At 68.5% G+C, this 12,089-nt stretch carries 13 protein-coding genes and 1 pseudogene; 8 read left to right on the forward strand and 6 right to left on the reverse strand.

Annotated features, from left to right (window positions below):
* Nucleotides 1-160: 160 nt before the first annotated feature.
* Nucleotides 161-1,597 (reverse strand): pyruvate kinase, encoded by a 1,437-nt coding sequence (gene pyk, locus AC3IFE_RS15630; RefSeq protein ID WP_050014704.1) that lies wholly within the window; start codon nt 1,595-1,597, stop codon nt 161-163.
* Here pyk and AC3IFE_RS15635 point away from each other — a divergent pair.
* Nucleotides 1,596-1,724 (forward strand): hypothetical protein, encoded by a 129-nt coding sequence (locus AC3IFE_RS15635; protein WP_256979671.1) that lies wholly within the window; start codon nt 1,596-1,598, stop codon nt 1,722-1,724. The two genes, pyk and AC3IFE_RS15635, sit on opposite strands and share 2 nt — an antisense overlap.
* Before the next feature lie 157 nt (nt 1,725-1,881).
* Here the strand turns inward: AC3IFE_RS15635 and AC3IFE_RS15640 are convergent, their stop codons facing one another.
* The 3 genes from AC3IFE_RS15640 to AC3IFE_RS15650 form a co-directional block, all read right to left on the reverse strand.
* Nucleotides 1,882-3,078: a phosphoglycerate kinase gene (locus AC3IFE_RS15640; RefSeq protein WP_489191046.1), complete on the reverse strand. Its 1,197-nt coding sequence runs from the start codon at nt 3,076-3,078 to the stop codon at nt 1,882-1,884.
* 281 nt (nt 3,079-3,359) lie between these two features.
* The gene (locus tag AC3IFE_RS15645) at nt 3,360-3,683 is read right to left on the reverse strand and encodes an AzlD domain-containing protein (RefSeq protein WP_006477942.1); all 324 of its coding nucleotides are present in this window, start codon (nt 3,681-3,683) and stop codon (nt 3,360-3,362) included.
* The gene (locus AC3IFE_RS15650) at nt 3,680-4,435 is read right to left on the reverse strand and encodes an AzlC family ABC transporter permease (protein ID WP_089468349.1); all 756 of its coding nucleotides are present in this window, start codon (nt 4,433-4,435) and stop codon (nt 3,680-3,682) included. Before AC3IFE_RS15650 ends, AC3IFE_RS15645 begins: the two co-directional genes overlap by 4 nt.
* A 207-nt stretch (nt 4,436-4,642) precedes the next feature.
* On the opposite strand from AC3IFE_RS15650, the gene AC3IFE_RS15655 reads away from it, so the two are divergent.
* The 6 genes from AC3IFE_RS15655 (at nt 4,643) to AC3IFE_RS15680 (ending at nt 9,202) form a co-directional block, all read left to right on the forward strand.
* Nucleotides 4,643-5,566 carry a branched-chain amino acid transaminase gene (locus AC3IFE_RS15655; protein WP_089468350.1) on the forward strand — a complete coding sequence of 308 codons (924 nt, stop codon included), beginning with the start codon at nt 4,643-4,645 and terminating at the stop codon, nt 5,564-5,566.
* Nucleotides 5,567-5,616: 50 nt separating this feature from the next.
* Nucleotides 5,617-5,811 carry a zinc-finger domain-containing protein gene (locus AC3IFE_RS15660; RefSeq protein WP_006482499.1) on the forward strand — a complete coding sequence of 65 codons (195 nt, stop codon included), beginning with the start codon at nt 5,617-5,619 and terminating at the stop codon, nt 5,809-5,811.
* Nucleotides 5,812-5,951: 140 nt separating this feature from the next.
* Nucleotides 5,952-6,989, forward strand: a complete 1,038-nt coding sequence (gene waaF, locus AC3IFE_RS15665) for a lipopolysaccharide heptosyltransferase II (RefSeq protein WP_050014556.1) — start codon at nt 5,952-5,954, stop codon at nt 6,987-6,989.
* A gap of 115 nt (nt 6,990-7,104) precedes the next feature.
* A complete protein-coding gene (locus tag AC3IFE_RS15670) occupies nt 7,105-7,551 on the forward strand; it encodes a nuclear transport factor 2 family protein (RefSeq protein WP_034178922.1) in 447 nt (148 codons plus the stop codon).
* A 33-nt stretch (nt 7,552-7,584) separates the two neighbouring features.
* Nucleotides 7,585-8,622, forward strand: a complete 1,038-nt coding sequence (locus AC3IFE_RS15675) for a hydrolase (RefSeq protein WP_489191047.1) — start codon at nt 7,585-7,587, stop codon at nt 8,620-8,622.
* On the forward strand, nt 8,615-9,202 hold the full coding sequence (locus AC3IFE_RS15680) for a DUF2946 family protein (protein WP_489191048.1): 588 nt from the start codon (nt 8,615-8,617) through the stop codon (nt 9,200-9,202). The genes AC3IFE_RS15675 and AC3IFE_RS15680 overlap by 8 nt, the downstream gene beginning before the upstream one ends.
* A gap of 39 nt (nt 9,203-9,241) precedes the next feature.
* Here the strand turns inward: AC3IFE_RS15680 and AC3IFE_RS15685 are convergent, their stop codons facing one another.
* Complete coding sequence (locus AC3IFE_RS15685) at nt 9,242-10,936, reverse strand: M48 family metalloprotease (protein WP_489191049.1); 1,695 nt, start codon at nt 10,934-10,936, stop codon at nt 9,242-9,244.
* A gap of 269 nt (nt 10,937-11,205) precedes the next feature.
* Here AC3IFE_RS15685 and moaC point away from each other — a divergent pair, with 269 nt between their 5' ends.
* Nucleotides 11,206-11,685, forward strand: coding sequence for a cyclic pyranopterin monophosphate synthase MoaC (gene moaC, locus AC3IFE_RS15690; RefSeq protein WP_089468355.1), 480 nt, complete (start codon nt 11,206-11,208; stop codon nt 11,683-11,685).
* A 305-nt stretch (nt 11,686-11,990) separates the two neighbouring features.
* Here the strand turns inward: moaC and AC3IFE_RS15695 are convergent.
* Nucleotides 11,991-12,089: pseudogene (locus AC3IFE_RS15695) on the reverse strand (IS5/IS1182 family transposase); the annotation flags it as partial.

Consider the following 12,089-nt stretch of genomic DNA (forward strand, 5'->3'; position numbering starts at 1 on the left):
ATTTGTTACGTTCGCACGGCACAATCGGGCCAAAAAGGAGAAAAAAAGCCGCGCGGGGCTTCGGACCCCGCGCGGCTTTGCGCAAAAAACGGTGCCGGATCGATGTCGACCGACCCGGGCTGCCGGCCCGCGGGCCGGCTCGATGCGGCTCAGCGGGCGCTCAATAGTGCTCGCCCACGCGAACGATCTTCAGCGTGTTGGTGCCGCCCGCCTGCCCCATCGGCTCGCCGACGGTCAGCACGACCATGTCGCCGTGCTGCACGTAGCCCTGCTTGACGACGATCTCGAGCGCCGCCTGCAGCGCCGAATCGCGGTCGCTGTTGAAGTCGACGTGCAGCGGCGTCACGTTGCGGTACAGCGCCATCGTGCGCTCGCTGCCGACGCGCGGCGTCAGCGCGAAGATCGGCACGTGCGTGTAGTGACGCGACATCCACAGCGCGGTCGCGCCCGATTCGGTCAGCGCGATGATCGCCTTCGCGCCCAGGTGATAGGCGGTGAACAGCGCGCCCATCGCGATTGACTGGTCGATCCGCGTGAACGTGCGATCGAGGAAATCCTTGTCCAACTCGACTTCTTCCGACTTCTCCGCCTCGACGCACACGGCCGCCATCGTCTCGATCGTGACGACCGGATACTTGCCGGCGGCCGTCTCGGCCGACAGCATCACCGCGTCGGTGCCGTCGAGCACCGCGTTCGCGACGTCCGACACTTCCGCGCGGGTCGGCACGGGCGCGTAGATCATCGATTCCATCATCTGCGTCGCGGTGATCACGAGCTTGTTCGACTCGCGCGCCATCCGGATCATCCGCTTCTGCAGCGCCGGCACGGCCGCGTTGCCCACTTCCACCGCGAGGTCGCCGCGCGCGACCATGATGCCGTCGGACGCGTCGAGGATGCTCTGCAGCGCCGGAATCGCCTCCGCGCGCTCGATCTTCGCGATCATCTTCGGCTTGATGCCGTACGGCGCGCCCGCGATGTTCGCGAGCTGGCGCGCCATTTCCATGTCGGTCGCGTTCTTCGGGAACGACACCGCGACGAGATCCGCGCCGAGCGACATCGCGGTGCGGATGTCCTCCATGTCCTTCGCGGTCAGCGCCGGCGCCGACAGGCCGCCGCCCTGGCGGTTGATCCCCTTGTTGTTCGACAGCTCGCCGCCCACCTTGACGATCGTGTGGATCTCGTCGCCGAGCACGCGCTCGACGGTCAGCACGATCAGGCCGTCGTTCAGCAGCAGCAGGTCGCCCGGCTTCAGGTCGCGCGGCAGTTCCTTGTAGTCGAGGCCGACGCGCTCGTCGTTGCCGAGTTCGCAGCCCGCATCGAGGATGAACGGCTGCCCCGGCACGAGCGTCGTCTTGCCGTTCTCGAACTTGCCGACGCGGATCTTCGGGCCCTGGAGGTCGGCCATGATCGCGATCTCGCGGCCGACCTTGCGGGCGGCCTCGCGCACCATCTCGGCGCGCTGGCGGTGATCGTCGGCCGTGCCGTGCGAAAAATTGAGCCGCACGACGTCGAGGCCCGCCTGCATCATCTGCAGCAGAATCTCCGGCGAACTGGATGCCGGGCCGATCGTGGCGACTATCTTGGTGGCGCGCTGCATGAAACTCCTCATCTGGATCAAGGTGGATGCGCTGGGTGAAACGCTGCGAGAGCCGGAAGCGGCAGGCCCAGCGGCCGCCGTTCCGGGGAGCGTGCCGGTGCTGGCGCCCGGCATCGCTTTGTTCTGAATCTCGTGGTGCTGCACGGCCGCGTCGCCGGCGGCCGCCGGTGCGCGCGGGGCGGTGTTCGCCCGCGCGGGCGCGCGTGTGCGCTTGCCCGCGCCGGCCGGCTGCTCAGCTTTCGCGGAGCGCGCGGCCTTCGTCACCCCTGCGCGCGCCGCCACGCTCAGGCCGCCCGCGTTTCGAGCACTTCCACCGCCGGCAGCTTCTTCCCTTCGAGGAACTCGAGGAAGGCGCCGCCGCCCGTCGAGATGTAGCTGACCCGGTCGTGGATGCCGTACTTCGCGATGGCCGCGAGCGTGTCGCCGCCGCCCGCGATCGAGAACGCGGACGATTTGGCGATCGCTTCGGCGAGCGTCTTGGTGCCGTTGCCGAACTGGTCGAATTCGAACACGCCGACCGGGCCGTTCCACACGATCGTGCCGGCCTTCTCGAGCTGGCTCGCGAGCGCGCGGGCCGTATCGGGGCCGATGTCGAGGATCATGTCGTCCGCTTCGATGTCGGCGACCTGCTTCACCGTGGCCGCGGCCGTCGGCGAGAATTCCTTGGCGGTGACGACGTCGGTCGGGATCGGCACCGATGCGCCGCGCTCGCGCGCTTCGTCGATGATCGCCTTCGCTTCCGCGACGAGATCGGCTTCCGCGAGCGACTTGCCGATCGACAGGCCGGCCGCGAGCATGAACGTGTTCGCGATGCCGCCGCCGACGATCAGCTGGTCGACCTTGCCGGCCAGCGACTTCAGGATGGTCAGCTTGGTCGACACCTTCGAGCCGGCGACGATCGCCACCAGCGGGCGCGCCGGATTGCCGAGCGCCTTGCCGAGCGCGTCGAGTTCGGCGGCCAGCAGCGGGCCCGCGCACGCGACGGGCGCGTACTTCGCGATCCCGTGGGTGGTCGCTTCCGCGCGGTGCGCGGTGCCGAACGCGTCGTTCACGTACACGTCGCAGAGCGTCGCCATCTTCTGCGCGAGCTCGTCCGAATTCTTCTTTTCGCCCTTGTTCACGCGGCAGTTCTCGAGCAGCACGACCTGGCCCGGCGCGACGTTCACGCCGTTCTCGACCCAGTTCGACACGAGCGGCACGTCGCGGCCGAGCAGTTCGGCGAGACGCCTCGCGACCGGCGCGAGCGAGTCTTCCGGCTTGAATTCGCCTTCGGTCGGACGGCCGAGGTGCGACGTGACCATCACGGCCGCGCCGGCGTCGAGCGCGGCCTGGATGGCCGGCACGGACGCACGCACGCGCGTGTCCTCGGTGATGTTGCCCTGGTCGTCCTGCGGGACGTTCAGGTCGGCGCGGATGAACACCCGCTTGCCGGCGAGCTGGCCGGCGGCGATCAGGTCGGTAAGACGCTTGATTTGGCTCATGTTGAACAGATTGAAGTAGTGGATGGGGAAAGGGGGTTCACGCTGGACGTGCGCGGGCTGCCGCGAAAGGGCGCCGGATGCGGCCGTGGCTGGCGGTTCGCAAGACGCGCACGGGTAAAAAATCTCGAACGGGCATTCTAGCCGATCCACCCGGCAGACTGACCCGTGCGGCGGCGAATTCCGCCTATTTGGGATCGCGCGCCGGAACGGCCGGATTGCCGCAGCGCAGCAATGCGCGCGCGCAGCCGGGCGGCCCTGCCCGGGGCCGGAACGGCGGCGCCTCAGAAAATCAGGCGCAGCGCGGTGAACACGAGCATGCCGACGACGATCGTGCCGAGCATGCTGCGCCGCCACAAAAACCAGCCGAGGCCGGCGAGCGCCGCGTAGAACGGGTGGTTCGACAGCGCGAACGACAGCCCGGCCGGCGTTTCGAGCACGTCGGGCAGCACGACGGCGACCAGCGCGGCGGCCGGCGCGTAGCGCAGCGCGCGCTGCGCGCGTTCGGGGAGCACGGTGCGCTCGCCGCCGATCAGGAACAGCGCGCGCGTGACGGCCGTGACGATCGTCATCCCGACGATGACGATCCAGATCTCGGTCGCGCTCATTCGATGTCCTTTTCGTGCACGGTCTCGGTCCGGATGCGCCGCCAGTCGGCGCGCTCGACGAAGAAATCGGCCGCGCAGCCGGCCGCGAGCGCGGCGAACACCGCGATCGGCAGCGCGAGCCGGTACGGCAGGTCGAACGCGATCAGCGACACGATGCCCGCGACCGCGACGGCCGCGAGCGTCGAGCGGTTCGCGACCGCCGACACCATGATCGGGATCAGCGCGAGCGTGCCGGCCAGCTCGAGCCCCCAGCTCGCGGGAAAGATGCTCGCGAGCAGGATGCCGGCGAGCGACGACACCTGCCACGACGCCCAGCTCGCGAGCGCCATCCCCCAGAAATACGCTTCCTTGCCCGGCACGCGGCCGTAAGCGAAGCCCTGTTTCTGGAATAGCAGATAGATCACGTCGCCGTTGAAATAGCCGATCGCGAGGCGCCGCCACAGCGGCAGGTAGGAAAAATGGGGCGCAAGCCCCGCGCTGAAGATCACGAAGCGCAGGTTGACCATCGCGGCCGTGAGCAGGACCGTCCAGATCGGCAGTTTCGCCGCGAGGAGCGGCAGCACCGCGAGCTGCGACGAGCCCGCGTAGACGAACAGCGACATCGCGCTCGCCTGCCCGAGCGTCATCACGGACTTGCTCATCGCGACGCCGGTGACGAGCCCCCAGGACAGGATCGCCATCAATGTCGGGGAATAGTCGCGCGCGCCCTGGATCAGCGCGAAGCGGTCGGTGGCGGACAATCGAGCGAGCATCGGAAAGCGGGCCGCAGCGGGCGGTTCGTCGGGACGCCGGCGCCTCCTGCCGGTGCGACCCATCGTTATTGGAATCGGTACCGGACGATTATAGCGCCGGCCCCGTGCCGCCCGACCGGATCGCCCCCAAATGACGCTAAAATAAGCGTCTTTCCGGTTCAACGCTGCACACCACCCGCAGCACCTCACCGCTTCCAGGAGAATCCTATGTCAATGGCCGACCGCGACGGCAAGATCTGGATGGACGGCAAGCTGATCGACTGGCGCGACGCCAAGATCCACGTCCTGACCCACACGCTGCACTACGGCATGGGCGTCTTCGAGGGCGTGCGCGCGTACCGGACGGCCGACGGCGGCACCGCGATCTTCCGCCTGCGCGAGCACACCAAACGTCTGCTGAATTCGGCGAAGATCTTCCAGATGGACGTGCCGTTCGATCGCGAAACGCTCGAAGCCGCGCAACTCGCGGTCGTGCGCGAGAACCACCTCGAATCGTGCTACCTGCGCCCGATCATCTGGGTCGGCTCGGAAAAGCTCGGCGTGGCCGCGAAGGGCAATACCGTCCACGTCGCGATCGCCGCGTGGCCGTGGGGCGCGTATCTCGGCGAGGACGGCCTCGCGAAGGGCATCCGCGTGAAGACGTCGTCGTTCACGCGCCACCACGTGAACGTGTCGATGGTGCGCGCGAAGGCGTCGGGCTGGTACGTGAACTCGATCCTCGCGAACCAGGAAGCGACGGCCGACGGCTACGACGAAGCGCTGCTGCTCGACGTCGACGGCTACGTGTCGGAAGGCTCCGGCGAGAACTTCTTCCTCGTGAACAACGGCAAGCTGTACACGCCCGACCTGTCGTCGTGCCTCGACGGCATCACGCGCGACACGGTCATCACGCTCGCGAAGGACGCCGGCATCGAAGTCATCGAGAAGCGCATCACGCGCGACGAGGTCTACACGGCCGACGAAGCGTTCTTCACCGGCACGGCCGCCGAAGTCACGCCGATCCGCGAGCTCGACAACCGCACGATCGGCAGCGGCGCGCGCGGCCCCGTCACGGAAAAGCTCCAGTCGGCGTTTTTCGATATCGTGTCGGGCAAGAACGCGAAGTACGCGCACTGGCTGACGAAGGTCTGAGCGCGCCGCGCCACCGACCGCCCCACACAAGAGTGATAAGAGAAAGTCTCATGAGCGAAATCAAGGAAATGCCGCTGGTCGAGCTGACGGCCAAGGATCTTCCCGCCTACTGCCCGAACCCGGCCATGACGCGCTGGAATGCGCACCCGCGCGTCTTCATCGACGTATCGCACGGCGAGGCGCGCTGCCCGTACTGCGGCACGCGCTACAAGCTGCGCGACGGCGAGGTCGTCAAGGGCCACTGAGCCCGGCGGCCGGGCCCGAGGGCCTGCCGACCCGCAAGGCGGCGCAACCGGAAATCCCGGCGCGCCGCCCTTCCCCATTCTGGCAACCCGAACGCGGCGCCCGTGCGCCGTGCTTCATTACGACATCGGAAGTCGACCTGATGCGTCGAGCGCTGGTTATCGCACCGAACTGGATCGGTGACGCATTGATGGCGCAGCCGCTTTTTGCGCTGCTGAAAAAGCTCCATCCCCGCATCGCGATCGATGCCGTCGCACCCTCGTGGGTCGCGCCCGTGCTCGAACGGATGCCCGAGATCCACGATGTCTACGCGACCGATCTCGCGCACGGCAAGCTGCAGCTGCTGCGCCGCTGGCAGCTTGCGAGCGACCTGCGCGACGTCGGCTACGACGCGGCGTACGTGCTGCCGAATTCGCTGAAATCCGCGGTGATCCCGTGGCTCGCGAACATCCCGCTGCGCATCGGCTATACGGGCGAGCACCGCTACGGGCTGCTGAACGTGCGGCACGCGAACCCCGACAAGTCGGGCGAGCGGCCGCCGATGACGACCCACTACGCGGCGCTCGCGTACGCACCGGGCGCGAAGCTGCCCGAGTCGATGAAAACCCTGCCCGCGCCGCGCCTGGACGCCGACCTGAACGAGACGGCGCGCGTATCCGCACGTTTCAATCTCGATACGCGCAAGCCGCTCGTCGTGTTCTGCCCCGGCGCCGAATACGGCCCGGCCAAGCGCTGGCCGCCCGAGCACTTCGCGTCGCTCGCGACCATCGTCCACCAGTCGTTCCCGTATACGCAGATCGTCGCGCTCGGCTCGCCGAAGGATTCGGCCGCCGCGCAGGCGATCGCCGACCACGCGCCGAACGTGCGCAATCTGTGCGGGCAGACGTCGTTGTCCGAGGCATGTGCGCTGATCGCGCGCGCGAACGCGGTCGTCACCAACGATTCGGGGCTGATGCATGTCGCAGCCGCGTTGCGCCGCCCGCTCGTCGCGTTGTACGGATCGACCGATCCGCGCCACACCCCTCCGCTGTCGGACCTGGCGAAGGTACAATGGTTACATCTCGAATGCAGTCCCTGCTTCGAACGCGAGTGCCCGCTCGGCCACCTGAAGTGCCTGCGCGAACTCGGTCCCGAGCAGGTATTCGGCGATTTGCGCGGCATGCTCGTCGGGCAGCGCTGACCCTGACCGGCAGCGTCGCACGGCGCGCCGGGCAATCCGATTCACCGGTGTACGGCGGCTCCACCCGGGCCGCCGTGCTGAATACGGCGCGCGATGCGCGCGAGAGACAACCCCGATGCCACGTTTTGCCCGCCTGTTCGAAGCTGCTGCCGATACGCTGAACGCCTACTACCAGGCCGTCGCGGATGCCAATCTCGACGCGCTGCTGGCGCTGTGGATCGACGAGGATTTCGCCAGCTGCGTCTGGGCGGACGGCGAGCATCTGCACGGCCTCGACCAGATCCGCAGCGGCCTCGCCAACCGGCTCGCGACGCGCCCGGTCACGATCGAGCCGCTCGACATCCGGGTGTACGACAGCCTCGGCACGGTCGTCTATACGATCGCCGAAGCGCATCAGCAGGCCGACCTGACGGCCGAACCCGACATGGTTTTCGCGACGTACGTGATGATCCACGAACGCGGCGAGTGGCGCATCGCGCACATCCACGCGAGCCCGATTCCTGAACAAGCGGCCGGACAATTCGCCGCGAAGATCCGTCACGGGCAGGGTCCGCTGCACTGACGAAAAACGAAGCAACGCATTAGCGGGGCGATCATGAGTACGGCTTCTCCGCCCACCTCGCCGCTGACTGGGGCCCCGGCCCCCGACGACGATTCATTGCGCTATCGCGCACCGCGCTGGCTGCCCAACAGCCATGTGCAAACCATCGTGCCCGCGCTGTTCGCGCGGCGTCCGGTCGTCGCTTATCGGCGAGAGCGATGGGAAACGCCCGACCACGACTTCATCGACCTCGACTGGGTCGCGCACCTCGACAGCGCGGCGCCGGCGCCCGACGCGCCGCTGTTCGTGCTGTTCCACGGCCTCGAAGGCAGCTCCGGCTCGCACTACGCGCTTGCGATGATGGCCACCGCGCGCGCGAACGGGTGGCACGCCGTCGTGCCGCACTTCCGCAGTTGCAGCGGCGAGATCAACCGCCAGCCGCGCTTCTACCATCTCGCCGACAGCGCCGAGGTCGACTGGATCCTGCACCGGCTCGCCGCGCAGCATCGCGGGCCGCTGGTCGCGGCCGGCGTGTCGCTCGGCGGCAACGTGCTGCTGCGCTGGCTCGGCGAGCATCGCAGCGACACGTCGATCGTGCGCGCCGCGGCCGCGATCTCGACGCCGATCGACGTGCACGCCGGCGGCCGCGCGCTGTCGCAGGGGTTCGCGATGGTCTACACGCGCAGCTTCCTGAAGACGCTCAAGCGCAAGGCGCTCGCGAAGCTCGACCAGTATCCGGGGCTGTTCGACCGCGAAGCGATGCTGCAGGCCGTGACGATGCGCGACTTCGACGAGGTCGTGACCGCGCCGCTGCACGGTTTCTCGAATGCGGACGACTACTGGACGAAGGCGACCACGCGGCCGCTGCTGCCCGCGATCGACGTGCCGACGCTGATCCTCAACGCCCGCAACGACCCGTTCCTGCCCGAATCGGCGCTACCGGGCCCGGCCGACGTGTCGCCGTCCGTCGAGCTCGACCAGCCCGCGCACGGCGGCCACGCGGGCTTCATGACCGGGCCGTTCCCCGGCCGCGTCGACTGGCTGTCGGCGCGGGTGTTCGGCTATTGCTCGAAATTCGTCGACCATGGATGACATCGTCAGGCAGGCGCTCGCCAAATGGCCGAACGTGCCGCATTGCACCGGCTGGCTGCTGCTCGACCGGCGCGGCACCTGGCGGCTGCGCGACGACGCCGCGCAGGCGGCCGGCGAGCTCGGCTCGCCGATCCGGCACGCGGCGCTGAACGCGTTCATCGGCCGCAACTACGCATGCGACGCGGAGGGCCAGTGGTTCTTCCAGAACGGGCCGCAGCGCGTGTACGTCGAACTCGCCTATACGCCGTGGGTCGTGCGGCTCGCCGAGCATGACGGGCAGCTTGCGCTCACCGACCAGACGGGCGCCCCGTTCGAACCGGATGCCGCCTGGCTCGACGACGGCGGCGGCGTGCTGTTTCGCGATGGCGGCACACCGGCGCGCATCGCGGCGCTGCACGATCACGACCTCGGGCTGTTCGCCGATCACGCGGATTTCGATGCCGAGCCGCCGGTGCTGCGCTGGCGCGATGGCCGTACGCTGCCGCTCGGCAGCATCGCGTGCGCCGACGTACCGGCGCGGTTCGGCTACGTCGCCAGCCCGGCGCGCCTCGCGCGCGACGCGGCCGACAGCGGCGAGTGAGCCTCGGCGAGGCCGGCCGCGCTCGCCGCGCGGCCGCCGCTACCCGCGGCCGTTCTTCTCGTCGTCGCGCTCTTCCTTGTAGCGCGCCTCGAATTCCAGCAGCCGCGCGCCGATGATCGACTGCTCGTAGAACGACACGTCCTTCGCGTCGCGCGCTTCCTTCAGTTGCCGGATCGCCGACGGCCATGCGCCGTCGAGCGCCAGTTTCTCCGCCAGTGCCCGGCGCCGCGCGAGCACGTCGCCCTTGCCGTCGCTCGCCTTCGCGAGGTACTCCCACCAGTCCGGCTGTTCGGGGTCGGCCTTCGCCTGCGCCCGCGCGAGCGTCTGCGCTTCGCCGAAGCGGCGCGCGGCGATCAGCGCCTGCAGGTGCGCGACGATCGCCGCGTGCGACGCCGGCCAGCGCCGCTGCGCGAGCGCCGAGAGCCGTACCGCGTCGTCGGTCCGGCCCGCGCGGCGGGCGATGTCGGCGGCCAGCACGTCGAGGCTCGGCGAACTGGTCGCCGGATCGTCGTCGCGCCGCTCGCGCTCGTCGAACGCGCCGCGCGCCGATGCGAGCGCCTTGTCCGCCGCATCGTACTGGCCGAGCAGCGTGTTCGCGAGCGCGATGCCGTACCAGTTCGCCGCGACGTTCGGTGCGGTGCGATCGTCGATCTCGAGCTGCATCCGGCGCGCCTCGGCCGAGATGTCGGTCGGCGCCCGGTTCTGCAGGACGCGCAGCCGTGCACGCACGAACCCGTATTCGGCGGACTGGCGCGGCTGCCGGTACGGCGCGCGGCGCGCACGATCCTCCATGTCGGCGATCCGCTCGCCGGTCAGCGGGTGCGTGCGCGCATAGGCGGGCACGCCCGCATCGCCCGTCGACGCGCGGTCGAGCCGCTCGAAGAAGCCCGGCATGCCATACGGGTCGTAGCCGGCTCCCGCGAGCAGCTGGAAGCCCACGCGATCGGCCTCGCGCTCGGCCGACCGCGAGAAGCGCAGCTGGTTGTCGACCGCGTATGCCTGCCCGCCCATCGCGATCGCGCTGCCGAGATCGCCGCTGCGCGCGAGCACGCCGGCCAGCACACCGAGCAGCATCGTCGCGAGCGCCGTGTAGCCGGTCTTCTCGCTCGCACCGATCATCCGTGCGATGTGCCGCTGCAGCACGTGGCCCATCTCGTGGCCGACCACCGACGCGAGTTCCGACTCCGTCTGCGTCGTCACCACCAGCCCGCTGTTGATCCCGATGAAGCCGCCCGGCATCGAGAACGCGTTGATCTGCGGATCGCGCACCGGGAACAGGTCGAAGTCCGGCGTGTAGCCGCCGATGTAGCGCGCCGCCGCCGCGGCCGCGAGCCGCGCCGCCATCGCGTTCAGGTAGTCGCGCACGAGCCAGTCGTCGAGATAGTCGGGATCGCGCCGCACTTCGCGCATCACGCGTTCGCCGAGCCGGCGCTCGGCCCGCGGCGTCAGGGAGCCGCCGGAGCCGTCGCCGAGATCGGGCAGCTCCAGCGCACGCAGCGGCGCGCGCAGGCTCGCGACCGGCGCCGATGCACCGTCCGCGCCCGAGAACCGGCTCTCCGCGCCGCCGTACGTGCCGAATACGCCGGTCGCGATGCCGGACGGCACGGTGGAAATCGACGTCGCGCCGCCAACCGCCGGCTCGAGCGGCGGCGCGGAGGCGCTCTGCGCATGGCCGCCCGGCGGCAGCGCGAGCGCGGCCGACAGCGACACGGCAAGCAACTGTTTGACACGCATGGCAGGATGAAAACGACGCCGTCCCGCGCGAACGGCGCGCATCGCGGCGTTTGGTCTGAATATTCGGATCATTGTACCGGCGCCGCGACGACTGTCCCGTGCCGCGCGCGCGTCATCTGCGCCTGCGGCAACGCGAACGCCGCTGCTATGATAGGCGCCCGCTAAGCCGTTGGATCGGTTCGTCGCGCCGGCATGGCGTTCAGTGCCCGGCCGATCGCGAAGCAGGATCGAGGGACGTGCGTACGCACTCCGTTCCAATAGAGGAAGACATGTCAGGACTCACCCATTTCGATGCAGCCGGTCACGCCCACATGGTCGACGTCGGCGACAAGCAGGAAACCCGACGCATCGCGATCGCGCGCGGCACGATCCGGATGCTGCCTGCCACGTTCGCGCTGATCCGCGACGGCAAGGCCAAGAAAGGCGACGTGCTCGGCGTCGCGCGCATCGCGGCGATTCAGGGCGCGAAGCGCACGGCCGATCTCATTCCGCTGTGCCACCCGCTCGCGCTGACGCGCGTGGCCGTCGAGTTCGAACTCGACGACGCGCTGCCGGGAGTCCACTGCGTCGTGCAGGTCGAGACGTTCGGCCGCACCGGCGTCGAGATGGAAGCGCTGACGGCCGTGCAGGTCGGGCTGCTGACCGTCTACGACATGTGCAAGGCCGTCGATCGCGGGATGGTGATCACCGACGTGAGCGTCAGGGAGAAGCGCGGCGGGAAGTCGGGGGACTGGAAGGCGGAAGCGTAAGCAACTGATTCATCATCCCTTTCCGTCGTTTCGCATCCGCCGACCCGGCCTCGGCGCGTGACATCGAAGACTCAATATTTCGGAATATCCATAAACCTCCGAGAGCTTTTCTCGTAGTAAGCGGCGATTGCTTCCAAGGTCGCAGATGCGATATGCGGATTCTTTTTCGCCTGACGTGCTGAAAGCCACCACATTCCATCGTCTTTGACATATGCAGCGACAAGGCCCAGGTAGTCATCGTCGCAATTGGCTCGAAGCCGTCCGAAACATCGATCAATCAGATCAGCGGGCAATAAGAGACGGTTTCATAAAGGCTGCTGAGTCCGCTGCAAAATGTTCCAGCAGATCATGGAGCAACCGAGTTTGAGGAACGCTTCATGAATGTCGGCACGCCGTTCGAATCG

Source organism: Burkholderia sp. APQ4-4ca (genome assembly GCF_057837105.1).

Coding starts and splice junctions, on each gene's coding strand:
- AC3IFE_RS15635 (WP_256979671.1), top strand. CDS start 1,596: ATGAAACTCCTCATCTGGATCAAGGTGGATGCGCTGGGTGAAACGCTG.
- pyk (WP_050014704.1), bottom strand. CDS start 1,597: ATGCAGCGCGCCACCAAGATAGTCGCCACGATCGGCCCGGCATCCAGT.
- AC3IFE_RS15640 (WP_489191046.1), bottom strand. CDS start 3,078: ATGAGCCAAATCAAGCGTCTTACCGACCTGATCGCCGCCGGCCAGCTC.
- AC3IFE_RS15645 (WP_006477942.1), bottom strand. CDS start 3,683: ATGAGCGCGACCGAGATCTGGATCGTCATCGTCGGGATGACGATCGTC.
- AC3IFE_RS15650 (WP_089468349.1), bottom strand. CDS start 4,435: ATGCTCGCTCGATTGTCCGCCACCGACCGCTTCGCGCTGATCCAGGGC.
- AC3IFE_RS15655 (WP_089468350.1), top strand. CDS start 4,643: ATGTCAATGGCCGACCGCGACGGCAAGATCTGGATGGACGGCAAGCTG.
- AC3IFE_RS15660 (WP_006482499.1), top strand. CDS start 5,617: ATGAGCGAAATCAAGGAAATGCCGCTGGTCGAGCTGACGGCCAAGGAT.
- waaF (WP_050014556.1), top strand. CDS start 5,952: ATGCGTCGAGCGCTGGTTATCGCACCGAACTGGATCGGTGACGCATTG.
- AC3IFE_RS15670 (WP_034178922.1), top strand. CDS start 7,105: ATGCCACGTTTTGCCCGCCTGTTCGAAGCTGCTGCCGATACGCTGAAC.
- AC3IFE_RS15675 (WP_489191047.1), top strand. CDS start 7,585: ATGAGTACGGCTTCTCCGCCCACCTCGCCGCTGACTGGGGCCCCGGCC.
- AC3IFE_RS15680 (WP_489191048.1), top strand. CDS start 8,615: ATGGATGACATCGTCAGGCAGGCGCTCGCCAAATGGCCGAACGTGCCG.
- AC3IFE_RS15685 (WP_489191049.1), bottom strand. CDS start 10,936: ATGCGTGTCAAACAGTTGCTTGCCGTGTCGCTGTCGGCCGCGCTCGCG.
- moaC (WP_089468355.1), top strand. CDS start 11,206: ATGTCAGGACTCACCCATTTCGATGCAGCCGGTCACGCCCACATGGTC.